The organism is Flagellimonas maritima (genome assembly GCF_003269425.1).
GTDB classification, from domain to species: Bacteria; Bacteroidota; Bacteroidia; order Flavobacteriales; family Flavobacteriaceae; genus Flagellimonas; species Flagellimonas maritima.
On sequence record NZ_CP030104.1, the window covers coordinates 290,215 to 316,126 of the forward strand.

Genomic DNA, 25,912 nt, shown 5'->3' on the forward strand with positions numbered 1-25,912 from the left:
CATTAGAATTTTAAATATGCCCTGTCTGTGCCAACCTTGGAAGCTTTTGCATAAGTTCCTTTTGGGCATCTTTCTCCTTTGGGCATCAAATTTTTGATTATTAGATTATGGTATCGATCCTCGCCCCAACAAAAATTAACATATTGGTAACCGAACACCTGCAGCTCAGAGAAAAAATATCTGCTTTCCAATTCCCCGTTGATGACCACTAGCTGAATGTTGCCATAATCGTCTTTTTGTAATTGTATTGCCTCTGCCAATGTGAAATCGGACATTGCAGTTTCTGGTACTGTGAGATTAAGGCCGGTTATCAGTTTATAATCCTCATTGTAAGATATGTAAGTCCGAAGGGCATCATGGGCATCATTGTTCAATAACGTGGTTAGATCAAGTTTGTCCAAAAGTTCCAATCTTAAGTATTTAGGTTTTAAGGGCAAAGAATCACTAAAAGAAATACTATTGATTTTCCCTGCTTGTTCCACATATTTGGTATAGGAAGAATAACTTGTTCTATTGAAAGGAAGCTGTTTTGCACTGACCTTGAGCACGGACCAATTGGGTACCCCTACTTGTTCCACAGCGCTGTACCAAATTTCATCTTTTGTTTTTATCAGGGTTCCCAATTCCGGAAAACTTAACTGTGCTTCCTGTTTTTGGGCTTTGTACGCGTTACATCCCAACAAGAAGAATACCCCGATTACGGTTGATCCATAGATTTTAAAGCACTTCATATTACTGTTTCATTGGCAGTATGAAGGTACAGAAAATATAGATTTTATTGAAGGTAAATTCCTTATTATTTGGAGTTATGGAGGATTATTGAAGTCCTAGAAACAATTTGTATTTCTTATAAAATATGATTTCATAACATTATACTTAAGACCGTTATGCCGATTGTCATTTAAACTCGTCCACGAAAAACCATCTGCTACTGACCAAACCCGCTTTAGGGTTAAATAGAATAGGAGGACATGGTTTGGAAAACTTCGTAAAATTCGCAATCAGATCTTGATTACACTAAAATCATTATATAGGAACGATGTTAAAATACTTAAGTCTTGTATCTAAATTTTTGATGGGAAATCACTAAAAAAACTTATTCCAAAGCATAAAAAAACCGCCTCGATGGGCGGTTTTATATTGATTGCTTTTTAATTAATTTGATTGTATTTCTAACAACTCATTAATTTTTCGTGCCAAGACCTCTTTTCGATATAAGCCGTCTTTGAAGAAGAATACATAACCATCATCAATGCGACTCATCTTAATTAGGTATTTAGACTCTCTATAATTACCTATATTGATATAAACACTATAGTCTCTATCACCTCTATGAGGGGCTTGCACATCAAAATCTAAGGATTTGAACAATTCATAAAACTCGTTTATGTCTTTTTCGTTATCAATTGTAACTCTCCCATCTGGGGCGTTAGAATGGTAATTTAAATTACCTCCTTTTTTGAACTCTAGATAAATATTAGCAGTTTTTTCATCCAAAAAATATTCATCAGGAGAAACAATGTTCTTAGGAAAATATAAGTAGCCCATAATCAACAACACTGCTACTCCTAATATGATATATTCTTTTTTCATCTGTCTGACCTATATAAATAATCTGAAACTCCAAGATAACCCGAAAAACTAACAGGTAGAGGAACTACACCGCCCGAAACACCTAAAGAAATGCCTTCGTACGTTGTCTTTGTAAATCCACGCCAATTACCATCACTTCCAATTGGCCATTGAAATTCAGTACCTTGGTTATATGCTCCTGCTACTGAAGCTGGACCAAAGGCTCTTACATCTGCTTGCAATCCTATTTCAGCTCCTCTGAATACATCTAAATCAGGGTTAGGATCTGTTGCAAAAAATCCAGTAACACTACCCGTAACACCTGCTTCAATTCCCAGTAAACCATTTACTTGTAAGTTAACCCCAAAATCACCTTTGTTCTCACCTTTCAAAATACCCAAAACTGATACTTCGAGTTGCGCACCTCCTTTATAAGCAGCTTCGGCACTTGCATTTACTGCTAATGCATCAGGCAAATATTCGCTGCCACCCAATTGTTCGGTATAATCAGCCAATTGGTCATCAAAATAAACATTGGTGGTTTCTGTACCAGTATAAGTTAACCCTTTGGATTCTAGATTTATTTCGGTATCTATTAAATCAGTATGGATTCTAAATGCTTCTACGGATTCTCCTTGCTCATTTAACATCCTAATCACTATATCTTCAGGGGACATTCCATCAGGGTCTATGAAACGTAATGGGTTGTTAAATGCAAAGTTATAAGGTGAGTGCCTACGCATCTGCTCAGCTAGAGGGTCAAGGTTCATCCATCTTCCCAAACTTGCATCATAGTTCCTCGCCCCGAAATCGTGCCAATCAAGACCAAGACTCTCGTCAAGCTCTTTCCCTTGGTAGGTCATGTAGTTGTTCTCAACTCCATTTATGCTATTATTGTAACCTTTGTGTTCAAGCCCAAAGGGATAATAGTTTCTTTCTTGGAGTATCTCGGAGCTGTCGACCGAGCCATCTTCGTTGATGTCCTGATAGCTCAATCTGATGTTCCCTAGATGGTCCCTGTATTGGTACACATAGTCATAGCCTCCCTGTCCATCCGGGACCACATAGCCCTCTGGGTGTCCAAAGAACTGCAGCTGTCCGTTCTCGTAGACGTAGTTGCCCGCATACTCTGTAGTGTTGCCCGTACTCACAATCTTTTTTAGTTTTCTGCCCGTGGCATCGTAAATATACGAAATGGTGCCGTTGTTACCGTTGCCGTTCACCGAAATACTCTCGGGCAAGTCTAAATGGTTGTACACAATACCCGGGTCCGTGGTAGTTGCCCCCCTAATGCCCTTGTTGAGATCAATGGTCATATTCCCATTTAGGTCATAGCTAAAATCGTCCCCGGTGCTGCCGGGGATTTCCCTGAAGCCCTGGTCGTCGTTGGCAAAATCGGATACCTTCCTCACCTTGTTGCTCTGGGCGGGGTAATAATAGTACATGCGGTCCATGGAACCGAAGTCTCCGGTGATGGCATTATCGGGGTTCTCCACCACGTGCCCTTTTCTCTTCAGGAAGGTGATGTTCCCGTTCTTGTCATAGGCAATCGGCTCCGTGGGGCTACCAACGTCATATCTCCCGTTGTTGCTTACCGCATGGCCCAGACGGTTGAGCGCATCATAGCCGTAGCGGTACCATTTCAGGCCGTTGTCCACATTGGCCGTTTTCCACTCCGTCTCACTGATGTTCCCGTTGTAGAGCGGTGTGCCCCCATGGTCCGCCGTGTTGTAGTTGATATCGAAGGCGAAAAGGTCGTTGCCCATGCTCGTGTGGTCGTTGATACGTTTGAGCCATCCCCGTACATTATACTCATAGTCCACCGTCTGTAGGTTGCCGCCAACTTTCTTCCCTACCAGTTGCCCCAGTTCACCATAGGTGTTCTCCACGATGGTCTCGGTATGGGCCCCTATGGTCCGGGTCTGCTGGGTGAGCCTGCCCATATGGTCGTACGCATAGTCGTCCGTTGTCACTATCGGCGGGTTTGCCCCCTTGGTGTGGGTGGTGACCACCTGTTCGGGCCTGCCCACAAAGTCAAGCTTGGTCTCCACCTGCGTGAAGGTCTGCAGGTAGTCGTTCAAGGTGCCCTCCGTTATGACCCTGCCCTTTTCGTCATAGGCCCTGGCCCAGCTCACCCACTTGTCCCCGTTGCCGTCCAGCACCAGTACGCCCCCGCCAGTGGGCAGGCCCCTTACGTTCTGGGAGACCGTCTGGCCCAGCACCGTGGTGGGGATGGTGTAGCCCTGCAGGTCAAAGTCATAGGCATCGTAATAGTTCATCGTGTGCAGCACGTTGGGAACGGCGTAGATGGAAGGATAGGTGTTTGTGGTGTACACAGGGCCGTCCCTTTCCTCGAACTGTGCGGCCGCCCCGTCAACGTTGGCCTGTGCCTGCGACCTGGTCGCGACAAGGTCCGCAATGCCCGTATAGGCCACCCTGCCAAAGGCATCGTACTTGGTATAGGACCATTCGTTGTCGGTTCGCTGCACCGTATCCTGTACCATCACGGGTTGGTCCAGTTTGTTGTAGACGATATGTTCCCAGCCCTTGCCCGGTACCTTTTTCTCCACCAGGCGGTTGCGGTGGTCGTACTTGTACTGGTAGCAGAGCTCGTCGAGCTCAGTACTACTTACCCCATTGGAGGTGTCCACCTTTGGCGGCAGCACAAAGGTAAGGTTGCCATAGTCGTCGTACACGTAATGGGTATCGTGCTCCTCGACTGCGCTCGGCGACCCCACTTCCCCATACGTCCGCTTGAGCACCACATGGCCCAGCTTGTCGGTATACGACTCGGTGGTGTGCAGCTTGGAGGTTGTCCCGTCATGGTTCTCGTCCTTGGTCACGGTTTTGTAAAGTTCGCCCACTGCATAGTATCCACTTTGTACCAAGATCGGTTCATAGATACCGTTTGTAAAGCTTGTGCTCACCTTAAAGAACCGTACCTCGTCGGTATCATTGGTGTCATAGCCAAATACTATCTCATGCCCGCTGCCCATCTTCCAGTCCTCTCCGGGGGCGGCCTGTTTGAATACACGGTTCAGGGGGGAGGGTTCGTACTCCTTCAGGGAATAGGCATTAATATTGGGAACGCTCAGCCCTGTAAAGTCAGAGGCGTAACTATTCTTGTAATACGTTTGTGCAGCTCCTGCCATGCCGTGCCTAAAGCTTCCGAACGCCTCGCTTGCTTGGCGGTATAGCGGCAACCATTCCCTGTCAACCCTGCCGTAGGCATCGTACCCGATATGGGTCACCAGATCCCCTTGTTCCTTTGAGGCCCTTATGGCCACTTGTTGTAAAGGTCTTCCCAAGCCGTCATAGTAGGTAACATTTTCGATAACGTCCCCCACGGCTGTAATCTCCGTACTATCGTTCAGTTCCTTTTGATAGATGCGCGAGGCAAAACTGTTCTCATTGCTCAGCTTTGCCAATAGGTTGGGGCATCCGTTATCGGTCCCAAACTCATTTGGACAGGCGTCGGTGTTGTTGGTTACGTACCCCGATGGCATCTCACTATAAAAAACACTGTCATTGGGGTCCCCGAACATATCATTATCGATATCCCTATAAAAATACTGTGGAGGAATATCGGTGATGTTTTCCGTGGTATCGTCATAGTCGCTGTTGTTCGATACATAACCCGTAGGTTGTGAACAGGATTCCACACTGGAATTGGCATCCCCAAATCCGTCATTGTCGGTGTCAGCGTACCAAACTGGTCTTGGTGTCACTATCACCTGAATTTCATTCGATGGCAAGGTCTCTTCGCAGGATGTAGCATTTCTACGAAATCTTTTGGAGACGGTCAAACCAACTGAAAGGCTGTAGGATAAGGAAGTCGCCCCATTGATATTGGTCCAGGTACTTGTTCCGTTGGGACGCTCCTGCCACTGATAAGAATAGCTGTTATTGCCTCCGGAAGCGCTTGCACTGTTCCCAAAGGTAGAAGGAACCGTACCCTGGCAGATGGACTGTCCCCCTCCGGTAATAGTTCCCGCGTTCAGGTCAACACCCAATTGGTTTACATTGAAAGCTCCCGATAGACTGCCATTATAACTGTACCCGACAAACGCATCCCGACTACAACCTGTATTGGCAGTAGCGGAAACCCTAATACTGTTGGCACCACTACGGTTTACCGTCAACCACGAAGGAACATTGTTGAAAGTAATGGTGCCGCCATCACATGATGATGACGTAAATGTTATCGTAAAGAATTCCTGACCTCCCGAACTACCGATGCTCTGTGAAACGGGAGCTATGGAACTTATACCACATTGTGCATATGAAAAGCTACCAATTAAGAGGGCAGAAAGAAAAATACAAAAACGAACATGTTGGTATATAGGTTTCATCATATCGCTAGTTTTTATATTTATGAGTATATTCTGATATTACCTTGTCGTTCCTGTCCTTTACCTGTTTCAGTCTATTGAACTGGTCATAAGAATATTTGGTACTATCTTCCATAGGATTGGTAACGCTTTTTAGGCCAATCAAAGGTGAATAGCTGTATGTAGTAATAATCGCCTTTGGCAAATCTGACCGAAGCCTATTTTCTTGGATGGAAGTAAGGCCTCCCGTGCCCGAATCAAAGTCGGTACCAAACCCTGACAGTGCGTCAATTTCGGTCCTGTTGGCATTTTCAATCTTTGCCACGGGATATTGGTTGTTATAGCCCCAGATATAACTTATGTTCTGGCCATTGGGCTTGGACACTTGGAGCGGGTTCCCGTAATCATCGTAGTCATGATAGATAATTCTATTTTCAAGCGGACCCGAACCTTTTTGTGCTTTTATATATTCTGGCAGGTATTGGTTATTGGCATTGGTCCAGAGCCTGTAATCTGTTTCCTGTTTTCCGATAAGTTCTGAGGGTTGGAATATGCCATCATCATTTTTATCAAGAAAGTTTTCCTGTTTGACGATATCCGAATACCGGTGGCGGTTCCCCAGCTCGGTATCGTTCACATCTGTCCAGTAGTACATTTTGGTCATTCGGGTCAGCCCTTCACTGTCCCGTGTTTGCGTACTACCCAATTGGTAGTGGTCATCGTAGTTGTAGAAATAATCCTTGGTGGTGGTCAGTTCCCTGCCATTGTCAAAATAACTCGTCGCTACAGATCTACCAAGATCCAAGGTTCCCCCGGTAAGATAATAGGTATCGTAAGCTAAATTTCCTCCGTTCTGGCAGGTGATATCACCAGGGTTGATAAACTGAATCAAGGGCAAGTGATACCTTCTTTGATTTTTGGAGTAGCCAGGATTGGAATCATTGTTACAATAAGTGGAATAGCTACCAGGGTTGAACACTGGTGGTGGCAAAGGATAATTCGCCAAGATGTCCCCATACAAGTAGGTGTTCTCCGTTTTCTGTAGAAGGGTATAGTCTAAAGGGTCTTTTCTAAACATCTCTGTTTTCAGTATTTTTCCCCGTAGCCATTCATTGTCTGTGGGTAGCGGATAGGGAAACTCATAGTATTTTCCTGCATCTGGAATCACAGAAAACTCATATTCTGTCTTTCCACTGTTTGCGGTTATACTCCCGTAATATTCCGTGACCTTGGAATAGCCGACCGAATTGCCCTGGGGCGTCCCCAAAGGGCTGCCAGGCACGGCACCAAAGGCATCCAGAATGGTGAACTGTCCAACACTATAGTCAGAAATCGAATAAAAGTTGGGCAGGCCGAAGATTCGTCCGGTACTTCTTCCAAATAAATCGAGATACTCGTACTCCTTGGTCTGTATCGTACCATGTGCATCGTCCATAAGGATTCGTTTGACTCTCTTGCCTCCACCGTATACAACATCATCAGAGTTATCCGCTTCTTCAAACCAGTCAAGATAAACAGCGAAACCATCATTTTCAGGATCAAGTGGGTCATGAGTTCCTCGGGGTTCAACAATGAGTTCGTAATTTCCAGGGGCAAGGTTGAAATGGTTATCGTTTTTTCCTATAAAAAGTTCAAAGGCCGTACCGTTACCTTGGACATATACCCGGAATTTACATCCTTGGATAAATTCTGAAGATGAGCACTGATCAGGGCTATTGAAACGGACAAAACTACTTATTGCACCTACGATTCCCGGGCCTATTGTGAATGGATGTACATACTCGTTAGTATTTGTGTTGTAGTACTGGCTGTACGAAATTTGGGAAAGTGCCACACCTTTTTTTATAAGCGGGTTCACATTCTGAAACACCAATTGACCAAACTCTAAAGGTGTTAAGGCAATGTTATCTTCGTACACAAAGGCGGAACTACCATTCGTGGGGTAGGTGATCTTCTTCAGCAAACCGGCCTCAGACTTGACCACGTCCACGGTCCTATCGATATTGACGTTTCCATAATCGAAAAAAGTGAGGTGTTGCCCGTTGTTCTTTCCGTTAAAGTATCCCCACAGGTCTTGGGAAGTGGAAAACCTGTTGGGAAGCTGTTCCGTACTGTACTCGAAAAGATAGGGAGGCAGTTGCTCTAGGTTTGGAGCCGTCTCCTGTATTGAATTCAAAAACAATCGTTTATTGGCCCTTGGTTCTTGGGCTTCCAAAAAATCGTGCACATTGTTGTCCACAATGCTTGTAGTGTATATATAATCGAGCTCGTACGATTTGATCAGGTTGTCCTGTTTGTCGTAAAGACTGATTTTGTCCAGCATATGGGAATCTTGCAAGTCATCTCGTTCGGCGCCAGATTGGAACATGAGTTTTCCTTTGTTGAAACGAATCTCGGACAGTTGAAATTGATGTATCTCAAGCTCCAAGGAGTGGTGCACCGGTACATTGTTTTCCAATTTGTCATAGGAGTGCCGGAATGTTCGAGAAATCTCCTCGGAACCATAGTGGAACTCGATCATATGCCCATAGGTGGTCTCGATTTCCATCAATTGCCAGGAATTGAAATAATTTTCACCTGAAAAACCGAAATCTTGCCTACCGCCACCCATAGGTATATGGCTACTTCTAATCGGTTTATCATAATTCCGTGCGGTTCGAATCCCGTTTTTAGATACACCAAAATAGAACTTGTTGCCATGTTTGTCCGTAATTGTAAAACTTTGTATTCCATTGAAGTTGCCCACACTTTGGTTGAGGTACGTAATGTCAATATCATCGAAACCCTGTACAAGTACTTCGCCATCGGTTTTGTCGATTATGAACTTGCCCCCTATCCCGTTTGCATTGAAATGGAACAGATCAGGAGTGAAATCATATTCTTGATTGAACGTATATGTATCTTGAACATCACCTCGCTTATTAGCGTCCGTAAAAAAGTCCATATCATAGTTATTGTTCAAGTAACCGTACTGGCTCTCATCCGTTCCTCCACGGGTCTGTCGGGAAATGGAGCCCCCATATTGCAATGCCCATCCCAGGCCGTACCTTGGGGCTATTTCCCCAACTTTAATGCCTCTGGAATGGTAGTTCAAACTTATAGGGATGCTGATCCCGTTCTGTTGGATGGTGTGGATGGGAATGGAGATGCTCGGTACCCCTGTGTAATGGGAAACCGGTATTTCGGTGAACTTTGCCAAAGCCGTGGCCTCTGGCGATGGTGGCGTGATTTTTGGCAGGTCCTGTGCCAAGCAAGTTTTTGCTGCAAATAAAAGTATAAGGGTTATTGTTGTTTTGATGTTCATAATCGTGTCTGTATACTACTGCAAAAAACAAGTGGTCAAAAAAAAACTACTTGTAGCATGCTTTTGATTAAATACGTATTTCCTTCAAATTTTGAAATAATTGATCTTGGCTCTCAATATCAATGTCTTCAAATAGAGTTCTTTAAGGTACTTGTCAATGAAAATGGTACCGTATGTCGTTATCTTAATAGAGCTAATAGTTCTATTCTGCCTACAAGGGACAATTACAGAAAACAGGGAGGGAAGTCAATAAAAGATTTTTTCATGTTAGGTTTTTGGATTGTTAGGTTAAAAATTAATTGATTGAAAAGTAATAAATTTTTCGGAAGTTTTTTATTACAAAAATCATTGTTTTTAATTACTATTGTATTAAGCTATATCTGATAATCATAACAATTAACTGATTTACAGATTGTTAATTCAATAACTTGGCTGAAACCAAGATTATTAAATCTTAAAGAATTAACAATTACTTAACCTACACGGTGTATACCAATACTCGCTTTATTTAATATGAAAAAAGTCAGTTGTTAAGTAAGATATTATTCGTACATTTTTCGGAAATTTTCCTATCTTCTGAATCATGAAAGATTTTAAAAAGGCATTTTTTTGGAATTTGCTACGTACAAAGGTGCCGTCCATTAATTTACAAGAAACCCTTATAGTCCTGGCCATTATCGGTATCCTTTTATTGTTGGCCCTTCCCAACCTGATGCCATTGATATCCAAGGCAAAAAGTGTAGAGGCCCAAGTACAATTAAAGGCCATCTATAATGCGCAAACTACGTACAGGTATATGCACAGCAAGTATTCCCCTGTCATGGAAGAACTTGATTTTGAAGCTCCGAGCACCGTAAAGGAGAATGGTACGGCCAATTACATATACGAGATTATAAGTGCGGACAATGCAACATTCAAAGCAAGGGCAGAGGCCATTACCGACTTCGATGGGGATGGAATCTTCAATATCTGGGAGGTGGACGAAAACGGTAATCCCAAACAAATCATAAAAGATTGATTATTTTTTTAAAAATTGTATTGATGGCGTGTCTTGCTTTTATTACTTATCAAGATTTTAAGGAAAGAAAGGTCTTTTGGTTTCTTTTTCCACTGGTAATGGTATTGTTGGGAATGCTTCATTTTCTACATGTTGAAAGTTTCGAAATCCTACTTTATTATGCGCTCGTCAATACTCTCTTGGTAACAGGTATTATAACAATCTTGTATCTATACACGCGTTTTATCAATCAAAAAAAATTTTTAAATCACAGTTTGGGCCTAGGGGACATTCTCTTTTTCTACGCTTTTGCCATTGGATTTCCCACTATCACTTTTCTTATCCTATTTGTAGGTGCAACTATATTTTCTTTGTTTGGTTTTTTGAGTATCAAAAATAGTTTGAAAAAAAAGGGTGTTCCACTGGCTGGCCTAATGAGTGTTTTTATGGTCTTTGTAATGCTATATAGTATCATTTCCAAAAACCCCACCCTATATGGCCATTGATATTGAGCACAAGTTAAAAATACTGCCTGGCCTAGTCCAGCGCATCTCGGCAGAGCAGGCCTTCCACTATAGAATCGTTCCAAAAAAAATGGCTAAGGATGTTTTGATTCTTTGGACCGATGCACCTGATCCCGAAAATCTTATGGATGAACTAAAAATAGTCTTGGACTTTCCAGTAGAACTCGAGCCATTGCCCTCTGAGGAATTACAGGATTTTTTGACCGCCAACTACAGGCAATCACATAAAAATCAGCATACTGAATTGCACTATACCCCTGATTTTTTGGAGAAAATACTGATCAATGCAAAGGCAATAGACAGTAGCGACATCCATTTTGAACCCTATGAAAATGATTGCCGGGTTCGCTTTAGGCTCGATGGAAAACTAACGGAGCAATTTAAAGTACCGATAAAGGAATACCCAACCATAATCAATAAAATTAAAATTAAAGCGGATCTTGATATAGCTGAGAAGCGACTGCCCCAAGATGGGCGGATCACCATGAAGATGGACAATGATGAATTTGATATTCGTGTCTCCTCACTACCTACGCTGTTCGGGGAAAAAATTGTTCTCCGGATCTTGAACAAAGATACGGAATCAGTAAACTTGGAAGATTTAGGATTTAATGATTCAGAACTCGGACGATACAAAGAAGGTATTAGAATGCCCAATGGGATCATACTGATTTCCGGGCCAACAGGGTCGGGAAAAACTACAACACTCTATGCTACCTTAAAGCTCCTGAACGATTCCAAAACGAATATCCTTACCATAGAAGATCCCATTGAATATACCTTGGAGGGCGTTAATCAGGTTCAGCTAAGGGAAAATATTGGATTGGATTTTGCCAGTGCGTTACGAACCTTTCTAAGGCAAGACCCAGACATTATCATGGTGGGTGAAATACGTGATGTAAAAACGGCCAATATGGCCATTAGGGCAGCCTTAACGGGACATTTGGTGTTATCCACAATCCATACCAATTCCGCTTGGTCCACGATTTCCAGACTAATCGATATGGATATACCGCCATTTCTAATTGCCAGCACGCTTAATACGAGTGTGGCCCAACGCCTGGTAAGAAAATTATGCCCCAACTGTAAAAAAAGGGATAGGGTTGAAAAAAGTCTTTTTCCAGAAGGGTTCAACCCTCCTGAAAATCTTACCCATCACTATTCGCCCGTAGGTTGCCAAAAATGCCATCATACCGGTTACCATGGTAGAAGGGCCATATATGAAATAATCCCGATTACAAAAAAACTGATTCCGCATATAAAAAACAATGTTCTGGACATAGAGGACTATCTTGAAGACAACAAAATACCCAAGCTCCGTGATAACGCGATTTTATTCGTTTCCGAAGGCATAACCTCCATAGAGGAAATTTACCCAATGTTAACCAATTGAACCCATGAAAAAGAACCTGATCCTATTAGTATTGTTCACCGTTTCTTTGGGTTTTGGCCAAGAAGAAAACAGAATACAAAATATAAAGAACAATCTGGAGGTGTTAGCAGTAGAAAATCCAGGGCTTTCTGAAAATTTAAAGCTGAACATCAATGTAAATAGCGTTTCATTATCCAACTTTTTATTGGCCGTGTCACAGGTCCATAAGGTGAACATCAATGTGGACCCTAGTTTACAGGGAATCAACATTGTAAATAATTTTTCAAATGTAACTGTCTCAGATCTTTTGGTTTTTTTATGTAAGCAATACAATCTGGATATTAACTTTACCGGGAATATACTTTCCATTCAGAAATTCCAACCTCCCCCTGAAGTTGTCCCCGAAAAGGAAATACTGGTTTCTTTTGATGCGTTGAACAGTTTAATTTCCATGGATTTGAAGGGTGATCCATTGGAAAAGGTCTTCCGGAAGATTATGGGTGTTTCTGGACAAAACCTGCTGTTCAACAGCGGAATGGAAAACATTCCATTAACTCTCTATATCAGGGATGTCCCTATTGATATGGCCATGGAAAAACTGGCAGAAACCAATAACTTGAAACACAAAAAATCAAGGGATGGCTTTTACTTGTTTGATAAAATAAATCCAAATACGTTATTGAACAGCGATGCTTCCAATGGGTCATATTTTGGTAAAGCTAACTTCAACTATCAGGTTTTGGATACGGTGAACAGAATATTGAACGTAGATTTTATTAATATACCCATTGCCAATATAGTAAAGGAAATAAGCTTGGACCTAGATTTGGATGTATATATGGCGACACCTTTGACCGAGGCAGGAAACATAAGTTTTAAGGCCAAACAGATATACTATGACGAGCTATTGACCAAGATGTTCGAAAGCAAGTCGAAGTTTACAAATGCGGCCAACGCCAATACTGACAATCAACCCGCCAATCAGTTACCAAATAGAAACCAAAATAGGACTTTACCTGGCTCACCCGAAAATTTTGAAACATCGAGCTTTACTTTCAAGAAAGAGAACGACGTATATTTTTTTGGAACAACCGACCAACTCAGCGTCAGAAGCTTCGAAATAGTCCAGATGATGCACAGGTCGGTAGAACTACTGGGCGACCCTATGCAATCGAGCAGTTTTGGCAGATCAGCTGGAAGGACTATTCCGGCAGCGGTAAATTTTTTAGGGAACAACGGTTTTCAGGGTGGAGCAAACGGATTTGGAACCAATCAGGGAAATTTTGGACAAAATCCGAACAGCACAAGAAGAATTAATACACAACAAAATCAATTTAATAACTTTTCCTCAAATGCAGAAGCAATAGTCAATATACTGCCGGATGATGTAATTGCCGACCTGGATATCAAAATAGACTTTGAACTGAACAGTTTTTTGATCAGCGGTCCCGCTGCCAATATCAATAGGTTTAAAAAGTTCATCAATGAAATAGATAAGCCCGTTCCTGTAGTGCTCATAGAGGTTATGATTATAGAAGTAAGGAAATCGGCAACGGTAGAAACGGGTATCAGTTGGGGCATTGGAGAGGAGCCAGTGGAAACAAGTGGTAGAATCTTTCCTGAGACGGATTTGACTTTGGGTGCAAAGACCGTCAATAAAATTATAGGGGGGTTTGATGGTTTCGGTTCGTTTAATATTGGGAGGGTCGTTCCAGAATTTTTTGCCACCATAAAGGCCATGGAGGCCAACGGAAATTTAAAAATAAGGTCCACTCCCAAACTTTCTACACTAAACGGTCATCGCGCCAATCTCTCTATAGGAGAGACCACTTATTATGTGGTAACAAGCCAGAACTTTTTTGGTTCCCAAATTCCAACTACCTCCGAGGTACGTAATTTTCAACCCATTGATGCCGAACTTGCAGTGAGCATAAAACCTTTGGTATCAGGGAACGGACAGGTGACCCTTGACATTAATGTCATACAATCCGATTTCAGTTCTGAAAGAATCGATGAGGATGCACCGCCTGGTCTGACTTCTAGGGAATTCAGTTCGATTATTAGAATGCAAAACCAGGATCTGGCCATTTTAGGGGGGTTGGAGGAAAAAGTGAAAAATGATTCTGGAAACGGTGTTCCTTTTTTGGCAAGAATCCCTGTAATAAAATGGCTTTTTAGTCAAAGAAGACGAGAGGACACCAAGCAAAAACTTACCATACTCATCAAACCAACAGTGATATATTGATGCTCAAGCTTTTAAAGACATATTTCACCAAAGGGAACACTTTTTACGGGTTGAAAGTATATCAAGTGGAAAATATCACTAAATTTCATCTTGTAGAGGTCGTTAAAAAGAAAGGCGAGTTGACCATAACAAATAGTCAAGGTTTTGACACCTTACAAGAACTTTCCAAACTATGTAAAACTTCCATTCCCATCTATCTGATTTGCAATACATCCGACGTGATAACAAAGCAGTTGGATTCAGGGTTCAATCTTAAGAAACTTGCAGCAGTGGAATATTCTTTTCCAGGTTTGGAATTGGAAAATTTCTATTATCAGATTTCCGAACTGAAGAATCAATTGTTGGTAAGTATAGCGAAAAAGAAAAGTGTGGACGCCCATCTGCACCAGTTAAAAAAAATGGATTTCAATGTGGTTGGGTTTTCCTTGGGATTGACCTCTCTAAGCACTATATTGAATTACATAGACTCAGAGACAATTTATACGAATTCCAAAAGAATAACCTTTGGGAGTAACGTAAATGCCAAATTTTCGATTTCCAAAATAGAGGAAAGTTCCAATGTCACGTACACAGTGAACGGTTTGCAAATTGAAAATTCGGCTCTTGTAGCATTTTCAGGTGTTCTAGACTTCTTATCGAACAGAATTTCCCATGATTCAAATTTCAATACCTATATTCAAAAGCTTCAAAATGAATTTAAGAGAAATAGAATCTTTAAGATTATCTGGAAATCGTATTTGGTTGTTTTGCTCTTTGTGCTTTTGTCCAACTTCCTGTTTTTCAATTTTTACTTTAACCAAGTTGATTCGTTGACAGAGAGTTTGACCTTTGAAAATGAAAACAAGAAAAATCTTGTGACCATAAAGAACAGGGTGAGCAAAAAGGAAAGAAGGGTAGATGCAGTGCTGTCTGTTTCAAATTCAAGAACGTCTTATTTTTTGGATAAGCTGGGAAGTTCCATTCCCAAAAGTATCTTGTTGGATGAAATACAATACCAACCTTTAACAAAACCTGTACAGCCGGAAAAACCAATAGAATTACAAGAGAACATTATAATCGTGATGGGGAATTGTATCGATAGTGAAGACTTTTCATCTTGGATTGCAGGATTGGAAATATTTGAATGGGTCCAATCTGTGGAGACTTTGGATTACGACTACAAAAATCAGAACAGTTCAACTTTTAAGATAAAGATCAGTGTCGCAGCTCTTTAAAAACAAGATTGCAATCTTATTGCTCTTTCTTTCCTTGAGTTTTTTGATTTGTTATAAGCTAGCAATATCCAACACCTTGGCTTTGCGAAAAGAATATATTTCCTTAAAGCAAGAAGAAAAATTATTGAAAGATATTCCACAGCAATTGATTTTCTTTTCCAAGAAGGAAAAATATTTGGATTCCATGTTGCAGAAATTAAATCTGAACAATACCTCGATGGAGAACAATTTGTTGAGAGTAATCAATAGTGAGGCTGCCAAAAACAACTTGAAGGTTATTGATTTCAATCCTCCAAATAGGTTTGCGCAAGATGGTAGTTCCCTGACCACGTATGATTTTAAATTACGGGGGGGGTATGCCCCTATCATAGAGACTGTTTACGTAATTGAAAGCCAATCGACCTTTGGAGAGGTCATACACCTGAATTTTACAAAGGAAAAAAACTACAGAACGGGAAAGAACTATTTAGAGGCTAAAGTGCTTGTTCAAAATATTGAATAGAACTGTAACTAACGATGAAAGAGCTTGGTCTTAAAAGTCCCAAATCCTTACCTTTAAACTTTGCGCGTGGATCCTGTGCGGTTTTTTGTAGTGATTCAGGTAGATAAGCGTTAAATAAAATTGAAATAGAGCGCGACTTGCCAATATTATTTAATCAATGCTTTAGGTAGATGTCGGGGGGGTCTTGAATTTATCCCTTAAGAATTTGTCCAGATAGCGTTCAGTGGAATAGTAGTTTTTCATCGTACCGTATTTCAATATGGAATCCATGGTAGTATTGTGGTACTTGACGAGCTCCATTAAGGTCTTGTGCTGCTCGTCTTGCCCTAAATAACGGGCTTTTACGGCCTGTGCGGTAATCATCTTGCCTTCGGAAAGCAGTTGCTTATGAGCTTCCAAAATCTGCACATATACCTCGTCCAAATAGCTATTAAGAAGTCTTGCTTTTTGCGTAGTGCCTATGACCCTTCCTTTGGAAACGTCCCAAACATTCACCGATGTGTAGCGTTTTAGACTGATTTCCGCACGTCTTCCATCAACCGTGATTCGGGCATAAATCGTAAGTTTTTGGGGATTGTAAGTAATGTCCCGAGTGAAAATGAGTACTGCTAAAGTGCTGTTGTTGCGCATGATACACGTCTTTTAATTAAACAAACCTTGTTTGCAAAGACGACCTTAAATAGCCTTAAATGCTACTTAAAATTACAACAACTTGTATACCAATCCATTCACCGAACTCTACACCTTTTATATGATATCAAATGAATTCATTTGAAACCAAATAAAATAAAAAACACTGTCAACCAGTCAGTTAACAGTGTTTTGCTACCACTTTAAAAGTGGTTCGTCGGGATGACAGGATTTGAACCTGCGACCCCACGCCCCCCAGGCGTGTGCGCTACCGGGCTGCGCTACATCCCGAAAATGGATTGCAAAAATATAAATTTTAATGACATTTTAGTACTATGAAAGTCAATAAGAAAAGAATTTTTCTATATGATATCCTTTATGAAGCTTTAGATAAAAATTCTCTTATCTCTATACAAAAAGCTTCTCTTGCTTCTGCAGAATCGTTAATAGGATTCAATAAAAAATAGCTTAAGGTCTGTTTCTGACAGAATTCATCCAAATTTTTACCTTTCCAAAGATGATAACTCAACAAAAGTGTATTGTAATCTATTCTATATGGTTTATCTACTTCACCAAAACCGTTCAGGTATAAATTCAATTGAAAAATAGAGTAGTCCAATGTATCCTTCTCATAGGTTAAAAAGGAAGGAATCAGGGCAGGGATTTTATCATTCATATATTGGTTTGTTCAAAATTTAGCACAATAATCTACAGCCAAATTTTAGAAATCAACCCAATCCTTTGAACAATATTAAATTGGTAGGGCTGCTTAATAGTTTATTACTGTAGAACCAAGTTCTTTAGTAAATATACATAAAAACCTACAACTACCTATATAATGTAAAGTGACCTACAAATTGTTGTTTGTCCTCATCATTTGCATTGACAACGTACCAATAATCACCAGTAGGTAATTCACTGCCCTCGTACGTACCGTCCCATCCTTTTACCTCGTCCAGTATGGCAACAACCCTACCATAGCGATCATAAATCTTCACTTCTAGGTTAGGGAAAAACTCGCTGTTACCTATTCTCCAAAAATCATTTAGACTATCACCATCAGGGGTAAAGAAATCTGGCATCTCAGGCATTCCATCAAAATCAAATGGCATTACAAGCATGGCAACACATCCATTTTGATCCCTTACCATAATATTGATATTTGAATCTTCAACAGTTGTGAATACATTGGTCTCGCCAAATGATTCTTCTTGAAAGAAGTACTCGTACCCTCCAAATCCACCGGTCGCAATTGCCGTAATTTCATTTGGACCTGTTTTTTCTGCTTCAAGAATCAATGGTTCATATTCATCTATTTCAAATTCTACAAAGGTGACACAACCATTTTGATGATAAATATAGACCGTATGCTCTCCCGCGGCTAAATCTCCATACGTTCTCTGGTCCGTAGCCAAATTAATATCTTCTACATCCAAAGAAAATAGAAGATTGGGCAATAGGGAACTATCGGTAATAGCAACTGTTGCAGTGCTATTTGGGAATATACCGTCACAACCATATTCTACTATCGGCTCGGCCATCAGCTCAATACCCACGCCTATATCCGCAATAACATTTGTCTGACAACCATTTTCATCCCGCACAAAAATTACATAAGTTTCGCCACCGTTCAAGTTATCAAAGAAGAATGTATCATTTTGAACAAAATCAGCATCATCAGTAGAATTAACGCTGGTATAATATGGGGCTGTTCCACCACTAACGGATAATGTCAATGTACCATCGCCATCACCCAAACATATCTCTGGCGTAGTCGATGCTACGGCAGCAACCAGCTCCATTGGTTGAGTTATTTCAACAGTCCTTGTTATGGTACATCCTAAATCATCCTGAATAATAACATCATAAGTTCTTGGTGATAGGTCGTTAAACGTTTTACGATTTGGATTGGAAGGATCATCACCTTCAAAAAATTCGCTCAACGTATCAGAAATAGAATACCGGATTTGCCCTGTTCCACCACTGGCCTCTATAATGATTTGGCCATTTGTGTCTCCTGCGCATATAACGGGAACTGCTTCCAAATAATCCAATACCAAAGGTGGTTTAGGAGTAATTACTATTGGGGTAGAGATTGCTTCACAACCACCACTTTGTGCGTATACATAATACGTTCCTGGATTCAGATTTCTAAAGATTCCTGATGCTTGAGGGCCGCCATTAGGTACAATGTCCGTTGCTATTGGAGGATTGGGAACACCACCGTTAGCGGCACTGCCCAAATCATTGTTCACAAGAGTGTAAACGTAGCTACCAATTCCGCCAAAAGCTTCAGAACGTATAATTCCAGTTGCTTCACCCGCACAATTAATAGTCGCATTGGTAAGATCCAAATTAATTACCAATGGTGCTGCAGGATCCAATGAAATCTGATTGGAACGCTCAGATGGACAGCCATTTGAATTTTGAACATCGTACTGGAAAGGTCCTGGATCAATAGTAATATCTTCTGGAATTTCAACAGATGTTGCCAATGGATCGATTGTGCTGAAAGGTTCAAAAATATCGCTCGTACCAGAACGTCTGTAAAAATAGCTTACACCAGCCTCAGGATTGGTTATTCTCAGCTCCATTCTTCCAACATCTCCACAACCCGGAGGTTGAAGCTCTACCAATTCGGCAACAACGATTTCCGGATCTCTAATCTCTATCAATGCTGTCTGGCCTTCACAGTTCCATCCGTCAAAAATGGTAATTCTATATTCCCCTGCTGATAGGTTTGCAAATGTCGGTGTAGTCTGTAATCCGCTATTGGTACCGTCTGTAATTCTATTCAATTGATACAAATAATTTCCTGGACCCTGCCCTCCAATTTCATTATGGACCTCAATAATACCATTGTTATCGTTGTTACATGCTAAACCTTGTACGATTCGAATATCTGCAGTAATAGGGTCTGGCAATAATAAATCTTGGGTTATTGATGACTCACAACCTTCAAGATCTCTAACATTTATTGTATAGCCTATACCTTCGGATAGATTATCGAACACTGGATTGGTATTCGGATAATCCACTAGAACCGTTGCACCATCAGGCGCTATTAATTGATACTGGTAAGTACCCCAACCACCGTCACCTGTAGCAGTAATCTCTCCCAAACCAGGAACATTACAAGTAACTTCAGCTGTTTGAATTGTAGCGACCGTTAGTGGTCTATCTGGTGATCTTACAGTAGTAACATTACTTACCACATCGCAAAAGGGTGTATTCAATGCTTCCACTCGAACAACAAGGTTACCCGCAGGCAATCCTGTAATTATTTCCGGTGAGCTTATAGGGGCATTAGTATCAAAGCTTCCCGTTACACCCGTTGTTGTTTCTACACCTGAGTTATCCCTTGAAAAGACCTCATAGTTGTATTGACCACTATAATTGTTTATTTCTAAACTGATTTCACCATCATTACCGTTAAAACATGTTACTGGGCCTACCTCAGCTATTATAGCTTCAATGTTGTTATACTCGGGCATATTAACCGTTGCCGTTAAATAGGAACAGCCGCCATTACCAACATCGGTCACCGCAAAAATATAATCTCCCGGTGTTGAGATTGGCCAGATTACCCTATCAGTTCCGGATGAGCTTCGTGGTGCTTCTGAACCTAATGGCAAAATTTCCACCTGATAATCTCCTGCGCCTTCATTAATGATTATCGTTATAGATCCTGGGCTTACTCCTGTACCTGAGGTGTCACAGGTAATTTCACTAACATTATATGTAAATGTTATATCCGTTGGAGTATTTATATTGACAGTTGCTGTCTCTTCACATCCATTTTGGTCTCTAGCGGTTAATATGATACTTTGATTGGTACCATTATCGATAACCTCAAATGTGTTGCTTGTTTGGAAATTGGTACCATCAAACTGCGGTGTACCATCATTCATACTATAGGTGTAAGGTCCTGTCCCAGTTGCTGTGCCCGATCCATCCCCATTTGTATCTGTAAAAATTGTGATGTTTGCAGTACTAAACTGATTACTTGATGGGTTACAGCTAAATTCTGTGTTAATGGCATTGACCGACAATAATGTAGGCTCGCTGATAATAATATCAGTTGAACGGTCTGTACATCCTCTATCGGACACAACTTCTACCTGATAGGTGTCGGGTGCTAAATTATCGAATAAAGGAGAGCCCTGAGGTCCTGCAATCACCGTTGAGCTTGCTCCATCGTACAATATATAGTTTATAGGTGTGTCCGTATCACTCCCAGGTTGTAATTCTATAGCTATTGTTCCGTTATTTGCTCCGTTACATGTAATGTCCGTACTTGGAGTAGCTGTAATTACCGGTGTATCTACCGTTGATACATTTACAACTGCTTCATCCGAACATAGGGGTGACGTATTGGAATCCAAATCGGTTACCAATATATTGTAATCACCGGGCAATACATTATTGAATATGTTGGAACTTTGTGGAGGGCCAATATCGGTCAAAGTCGCATCGTCCCGTAATTGATATCTAAAGTTACCACTACCCCCTGTAGTATTTACCTCGATAACACCATCACCAGCATTACAAGTGGGGAACGAGGTTGCATCAGCAGTAATAGCAAAGAAATCAAAAACTTCTGCCGTAACTGTATTTGTACATCCATTACCATCTCTAACCGTGATGATATAACTTCCTGGGTTTGGCACAACAAAGTTTACATTACTTTGGAAGCCACTCCCAATATTATACTCAAAAGTCTCTTCTGGAAGCCCCGACCCTGTGGACAATGGAGCTGTTACTTCAATTTGATAGCCACTTACCGCGGTACATTGATTGGTTACATCAATAGTTGGTGTAGGCACTCCCGCATCTTGCGTAATTGTTGCTGTTGTTAAAGCGGTACAGCCGTTGGCATCTTGGACATAAAAGTCATAATCGCCAGGATATGGACCTGCAACTTCAAAAGTGGTATCAGCTGAAAAAGTTGTGGGTGCAGGGTCTCCCGTAGGTACAAACGCATAGGTGAACGGAGCAGTTCCACCAAAGCCTCTAACTGTTACAAAAGCCCCTGCATTACAGGTTGCTGCAACATTATTATCTATAATGATAGAAGGTGAACTAAAACCTATAAAAACCAAGGTGCTTCCACTACAACCCGTACTATCATCTGTAACAAGAATTTGATAATTACCGGGTGCTAGACCACTGAAATTATTACTAAAAGGCATTGATTCTCCAGTACGTGGTGTTGGCCCGTCAATGATTGCGCCTGTATCGGTGTTCTCTAAGGTGACTGTAAAATTTCCAGAAGGAATACCTGTTATTTCATAATTGATTGTGCCACTTCCTGAGACATTACAAGAAGCTGTTGTAGCTGTAGCATTAACTGCAACAGGACTTGAAGCCGAAATGGGATCAATCTCTTCTATATAGGTACAGCCGTTTGCATCCCTGACTTCAACAAAATAAGTGACATTTGGAACAACTAAGCCGGTAACATCAAAAATATCGTTCCCAGGTCCAGTGCCAAGTTGAAAAGTTGGGTCTCCCACCAATCTAAATTCATATGGTGCAGTTCCCCCACTGGCTTGAACTCTATAAGGAAATGAGGTATCTGAACATGATGGAGGAGGCGAATCCAACGGTGTTAAATCCAAAACATTTTGGTCAATAATAAATTCATCCCGATCTTCACACCCTTGCGAATCTGTAGTGACAACGGTATAGTTTCCTAGTGGAAGATTTGGGAAATTAACGGTAGTACTTGCAGTTCCTATCGAAGAGGCTACAGGATTGCCATTTACATCCAATAAAACATAGTCAAAAGGTGCCACACCATTTGAAATTGTTGTAGACACTGAACCAAGTATTGGTCCAGATGTACATATTGCATCTGTTGGGGTAACTGTAGCGTCCAAAGCAGAACTATTACCAATTGTTACGCTATATGGGGGACTTTCACAACCCCTACTATCTCGTATTACAAACCCTCCATGGGTTCCAGGTCCGTAACCAGAAAAAATATTCTGCGAACTAAATGTCGCACCACCATCATTACTATATTCATACGGCGGTATTCCTTGTGTTGTATCAGGGGTCAATTCAACGATTCCACTAGTAGGATCACCGCATTGTGTATCTGTCGCAGATGCTGAACCTGCTATAGTTTCAGGTGGAGAAATAGTGACTATATTGGATTCGGTAGTACATCCGCGGCTATCCGTAATCAAAAATTGATAAGTAGTATCAGAAGTTATAGAACCGTCGTTAGGTACACTGTAGGTAAAAGAATTTCCTGTTATATTATTATTATCGGAAGTGTAGGTACCGCCATTGATTCTTACTTCATAAATATCATAATTTCCGCTTGAGGTATACCCATTACTTATGTTTACCTGAATCTGACCTGGAGGCCCGGCACAATCCAATTCTTGAATAGTTGTTGCCAGAGCAGTAACTTGAGGTTCTATTGTAGCAGTAACTGTATCCCTACAATCATTGGCATCTACGACTTCTATGGTGTAGTTTCCTGGTGTAAGTCCAGAGAATATATTGCTTGCGCCCAACGAACCTCCATTAATTCGATATTGATAAGGAGCCGTACCTAATGTGGCATTTACCGCTAGGGTCGCGGCTGTAAAATTATCATAACAAAAATCTGAAGCTCCCAAATCCAAGGTCAAGGTCGGTGCTTCCAATTCAGTGAGCGTGAAACTATCCGTAACCGTACAACCATTGGCATCAGTAACACTTACTTGGTAAAGCCCGTCTTGTGATAAGTTTGAAAAAACGCGTCCATTTTTTGGACCTCTCGTTGAACCATCGGGCTGTGTCATGGTATAACGATTACCTCCCCAACCTCCTGCGGTATTTATTCTGACCGAACCAATATTACCATTTTGGCAGCTCATGTCCGTAACATCCAAACCAGAAATCGTAAAAGCCGTAGACGGCTCTTCAATCACCAATGTAGCGGTATCTGTACAGTTCGTTTCCTCATCGGTTACAGAAATCACATAACTACCCGCGGCCAATCCTGTTACTGGAACAATTCCACTGCTTTGCGCGGTTTGCAATGGGCCGCCATCTATACTGTAGCTATAGGTTGAATTGAATCCATCTACTAGATAGCGTCCTTCCCCATCAGAATCCCCAACACAGGTAACTACCCTGGTCTGCTGGGCTGTTACCCCAATTGAACTAATGTCTGTTATTGCGTAATTTTCATCGTAGGAACAACCTTCATTATCGGTTACCCTAAAGGTATAGGTACCCAATCCCAATCCAGAAAAGTCACTATTTGTTCCGTTATTGACAGCACTTGCTGCTGGAGCAATAATTTCATAGGTGTAAGGTCCCGTTCCCCCTGTTACGATAAGTCCAACAGTAGCTGTTGTTGTTATACAGTCTAAACTGGATATAGTGAAGGCTAAATCTGTAGGTTTATCCAAAGAATTAAAAATGATAGGTGCCAAAGCTTGTACACATCCATTGGAATCTCTGATTAAAGGAGTATAGCTTCCTGTTCCCAAGTTGGCGAATACAGGGTTTGTACTAAAACCTGCACCAATGCTAAATTCATAAGGTCCCGTTCCCCCTGAAACACCTGAAATTGTTATTTGTCCACCATTTTCATCGGTACACGTAGGAGCAGAGTCCGCGGCTGCTGTAGCATTAATATTTGATGGTGTACCTACTGTCCCTATTACAGGAGCTGTGGTACAAGTAAATGAGTCTTGTTCATATCTGAGCACGATATCGTAATTTCCAGGTGCCAAGTTGGAAAATACATTACTTACTTGGTATGTGGCTCCATTATTATTACTGTATTCTATTTCATAACCAAAACCATTGGTAACATTTACTGTAATCCTACCATTGTTGGATCCGCCACAATCGGCATCTTCTTCCGTAATAGAAAAAATTGGAGGTGGAATATCCGGTACATCCACTGAGGCACTTCGTTGACAACCATTGGCATCCTCAACCAAAATGGCATAAGTCCCAGGTGTGGTTACATTGAAAGTAGTAATACCTGAATAATTTGCTCCGAAAGGTCCACCATCTACGCTAAATCGATATGGAGCGGTCCCTCCTGAGGTATTCAAATCAACATCAACAGAAGTCGCGCCGCAACCAAAACTTTCTGATGCAGTCGCGGAAACATCCAAAGGACTTATACCGTTGCCTATCTCTATAGGGTCACCATTAATGTCCTGAGTTATAATTTCAGAACATTTATTGGTTTCGACTCTAATACTATAGGTTCCTGGGCTAACGTTCGCAAAAGTATAGTTATCCGAACCATTGGGTCCGAACGTATCTACGGTAACGCCACCTTTTATCAACCTATAGGTATAGAATCCAGGTACTCCTGAAACTTGCACATCGATGCTTCCCAACTCGCTGGGGCAAAGGATATCGTTTGCAGTAACTTCTACGGTAACATCCAAATCTTGAACTGTAACGGTATTTGATGGGAACAAACATGCACTTGCAGAAACATTTTTTAAACGAACCCAAACTCTATAATCCCCTGGTGTAGTTATGTCAAAAAATGGATCATCTTGGTAAGGTCCTGCGGAACTATTTAAACTGTATTCATATCCTGCGGGTACATTGGTCACCTCTACCCTACCGGGATTCCCACATATTATATCTTCATGAATCAATTGTGGATTTAGAGGGTTTAGTGTTGACTTAAAATAGAAAAACTGACCTGAATCGACCCTAACCCTAAACTCACCTGCAGAATCCAAATTAAATGTAGCACTTGTACCTACAGTATTCCAAGTACATGCTGCGTTTATGGTAGGACAGTCATCAACAACAGTGGGAGCACAAGTATTGGGATCAAGTTGTTGCCACTCGTAGTTACTTCCTGATTGGCTCAATGTCAATGTTCTAATATCACTTGTACCACATAGAAAGAATTTTGCTAAGGTACTACCATCGTTGGGACAGACTACTTCTTCATTTGCACCTTGGATAATGGTCATGAACATACTACTGCTAACGGTGGAAAAAGTAGATGAATTAGTGACCGAGTTATCAATCCTAGAAGTCGAAGGAGAGTTTTTGGTGCTGGTTTCTGAGGTTGTAAGCATTAATTCGGTCAAAAAAGTTTTGACCTCTGTTTTCGCTAATACCGTGGAGCAAAATATTGATATGAAAATCAAAACCACCGCATAAAGCAAATGCTTTTTCTTTTGAGGAAGCATAGGTTAAGTCTTATTAAGAAAGAATACTTCAGATTT

The 25,912-nt window shown here is 41.3% G+C and carries 14 protein-coding genes and 1 tRNA gene; 7 read left to right on the forward strand and 8 right to left on the reverse strand.

What is annotated here, in order from left to right; translation table 11 throughout:
• Window positions 1-2 precede the first annotated feature (2 nt).
• The 4 genes from HME9304_RS01280 to HME9304_RS01295 all read right to left on the reverse strand — a co-directional run bounded on the left by HME9304_RS01280 (window position 3) and on the right by HME9304_RS01295 (window position 9,207).
• The gene (locus tag HME9304_RS01280; RefSeq protein WP_112376869.1) at window positions 3-731 is read right to left on the reverse strand and encodes a hypothetical protein; all 729 of its coding nucleotides are present in this window, start codon (window positions 729-731) and stop codon (window positions 3-5) included.
• Between the two features lie 424 nt (window positions 732-1,155).
• Window positions 1,156-1,593 carry a hypothetical protein gene (locus tag HME9304_RS01285; RefSeq protein WP_112376870.1) on the reverse strand — a complete coding sequence of 146 codons (438 nt, stop codon included), beginning with the start codon at window positions 1,591-1,593 and terminating at the stop codon, window positions 1,156-1,158.
• Window positions 1,590-5,927, reverse strand: coding sequence for a DUF6443 domain-containing protein (locus HME9304_RS01290; RefSeq protein ID WP_112376871.1), 4,338 nt, complete (start codon window positions 5,925-5,927; stop codon window positions 1,590-1,592). The genes HME9304_RS01285 and HME9304_RS01290 overlap by 4 nt, the downstream gene beginning before the upstream one ends.
• Window positions 5,928-5,931: 4 nt before the next feature.
• Window positions 5,932-9,207 (reverse strand): RHS repeat domain-containing protein, encoded by a 3,276-nt coding sequence (locus HME9304_RS01295; protein ID WP_112376872.1) that lies wholly within the window; start codon window positions 9,205-9,207, stop codon window positions 5,932-5,934.
• Between the two features lie 583 nt (window positions 9,208-9,790).
• On the opposite strand from HME9304_RS01295, the gene HME9304_RS01305 reads away from it, so the two are divergent.
• From HME9304_RS01305 to HME9304_RS01330, 6 genes are all read left to right on the forward strand, one after another.
• A complete protein-coding gene (locus HME9304_RS01305) occupies window positions 9,791-10,225 on the forward strand; it encodes a general secretion pathway protein GspG (protein ID WP_112376874.1) in 435 nt (144 codons plus the stop codon).
• A gap of 23 nt (window positions 10,226-10,248) precedes the next feature.
• On the forward strand, window positions 10,249-10,710 hold the full coding sequence (locus tag HME9304_RS01310) for a hypothetical protein (RefSeq protein ID WP_112376875.1): 462 nt from the start codon (window positions 10,249-10,251) through the stop codon (window positions 10,708-10,710).
• A complete protein-coding gene (locus HME9304_RS01315; protein ID WP_112376876.1) occupies window positions 10,700-12,121 on the forward strand; it encodes a GspE/PulE family protein in 1,422 nt (473 codons plus the stop codon). Before HME9304_RS01310 ends, HME9304_RS01315 begins: the two co-directional genes overlap by 11 nt.
• A 4-nt stretch (window positions 12,122-12,125) precedes the next feature.
• Window positions 12,126-14,345, forward strand: coding sequence for a type II secretion system protein GspD (locus tag HME9304_RS01320; protein WP_112376877.1), 2,220 nt, complete (start codon window positions 12,126-12,128; stop codon window positions 14,343-14,345).
• Complete coding sequence (locus HME9304_RS01325) at window positions 14,345-15,559, forward strand: hypothetical protein (RefSeq protein ID WP_112376878.1); 1,215 nt, start codon at window positions 14,345-14,347, stop codon at window positions 15,557-15,559. The genes HME9304_RS01320 and HME9304_RS01325 overlap by 1 nt, the downstream gene beginning before the upstream one ends.
• Window positions 15,560-15,641: 82 nt before the next feature.
• Window positions 15,642-16,061 (forward strand): hypothetical protein, encoded by a 420-nt coding sequence (locus HME9304_RS01330; protein ID WP_123877304.1) that lies wholly within the window; start codon window positions 15,642-15,644, stop codon window positions 16,059-16,061.
• 162 nt (window positions 16,062-16,223) lie between these two features.
• Here the strand turns inward: HME9304_RS01330 and HME9304_RS01335 are convergent, their stop codons facing one another.
• The 4 genes from HME9304_RS01335 to HME9304_RS01350 form a co-directional block, all read right to left on the reverse strand.
• Entirely contained in the window at window positions 16,224-16,691 is a 468-nt protein-coding gene (locus tag HME9304_RS01335; protein WP_206170482.1) for an Arm DNA-binding domain-containing protein, read from the reverse strand.
• A 217-nt stretch (window positions 16,692-16,908) separates the two neighbouring features.
• Window positions 16,909-16,982 (reverse strand) — tRNA-Pro (locus tag HME9304_RS01340).
• Window positions 16,983-17,067: 85 nt separating this feature from the next.
• Window positions 17,068-17,367, reverse strand: a complete 300-nt coding sequence (locus tag HME9304_RS01345) for a hypothetical protein (protein ID WP_112376880.1) — start codon at window positions 17,365-17,367, stop codon at window positions 17,068-17,070.
• A gap of 151 nt (window positions 17,368-17,518) precedes the next feature.
• Window positions 17,519-25,654 carry a T9SS type B sorting domain-containing protein gene (locus tag HME9304_RS01350; RefSeq protein ID WP_239023367.1) on the reverse strand — a complete coding sequence of 2,712 codons (8,136 nt, stop codon included), beginning with the start codon at window positions 25,652-25,654 and terminating at the stop codon, window positions 17,519-17,521.
• On the opposite strand from HME9304_RS01350, the gene HME9304_RS17135 reads away from it, so the two are divergent.
• Window positions 25,653-25,847 (forward strand): hypothetical protein, encoded by a 195-nt coding sequence (locus tag HME9304_RS17135; protein WP_239023368.1) that lies wholly within the window; start codon window positions 25,653-25,655, stop codon window positions 25,845-25,847. The genes HME9304_RS01350 and HME9304_RS17135 overlap by 2 nt on opposite strands.
• The last annotated feature ends 65 nt before the right edge of the window (window positions 25,848-25,912 follow it).

Coding starts and splice junctions, on each gene's coding strand:
- HME9304_RS01295 (WP_112376872.1), bottom strand. CDS start 9,207: ATGAACATCAAAACAACAATAACCCTTATACTTTTATTTGCAGCAAAA.
- HME9304_RS01350 (WP_239023367.1), bottom strand. CDS start 25,654: ATGACCATTATCCAAGGTGCAAATGAAGAAGTAGTCTGTCCCAACGAT.
- HME9304_RS01290 (WP_112376871.1), bottom strand. CDS start 5,927: ATGATGAAACCTATATACCAACATGTTCGTTTTTGTATTTTTCTTTCT.
- HME9304_RS01320 (WP_112376877.1), top strand. CDS start 12,126: ATGAAAAAGAACCTGATCCTATTAGTATTGTTCACCGTTTCTTTGGGT.
- HME9304_RS01325 (WP_112376878.1), top strand. CDS start 14,345: ATGCTCAAGCTTTTAAAGACATATTTCACCAAAGGGAACACTTTTTAC.
- HME9304_RS17135 (WP_239023368.1), top strand. CDS start 25,653: ATGAACATACTACTGCTAACGGTGGAAAAAGTAGATGAATTAGTGACC.
- HME9304_RS01280 (WP_112376869.1), bottom strand. CDS start 731: ATGAAGTGCTTTAAAATCTATGGATCAACCGTAATCGGGGTATTCTTC.
- HME9304_RS01315 (WP_112376876.1), top strand. CDS start 10,700: ATGGCCATTGATATTGAGCACAAGTTAAAAATACTGCCTGGCCTAGTC.
- HME9304_RS01345 (WP_112376880.1), bottom strand. CDS start 17,367: ATGAATGATAAAATCCCTGCCCTGATTCCTTCCTTTTTAACCTATGAG.
- HME9304_RS01305 (WP_112376874.1), top strand. CDS start 9,791: ATGAAAGATTTTAAAAAGGCATTTTTTTGGAATTTGCTACGTACAAAG.
- HME9304_RS01310 (WP_112376875.1), top strand. CDS start 10,249: ATGGCGTGTCTTGCTTTTATTACTTATCAAGATTTTAAGGAAAGAAAG.
- HME9304_RS01285 (WP_112376870.1), bottom strand. CDS start 1,593: ATGAAAAAAGAATATATCATATTAGGAGTAGCAGTGTTGTTGATTATG.
- HME9304_RS01335 (WP_206170482.1), bottom strand. CDS start 16,691: ATGCGCAACAACAGCACTTTAGCAGTACTCATTTTCACTCGGGACATT.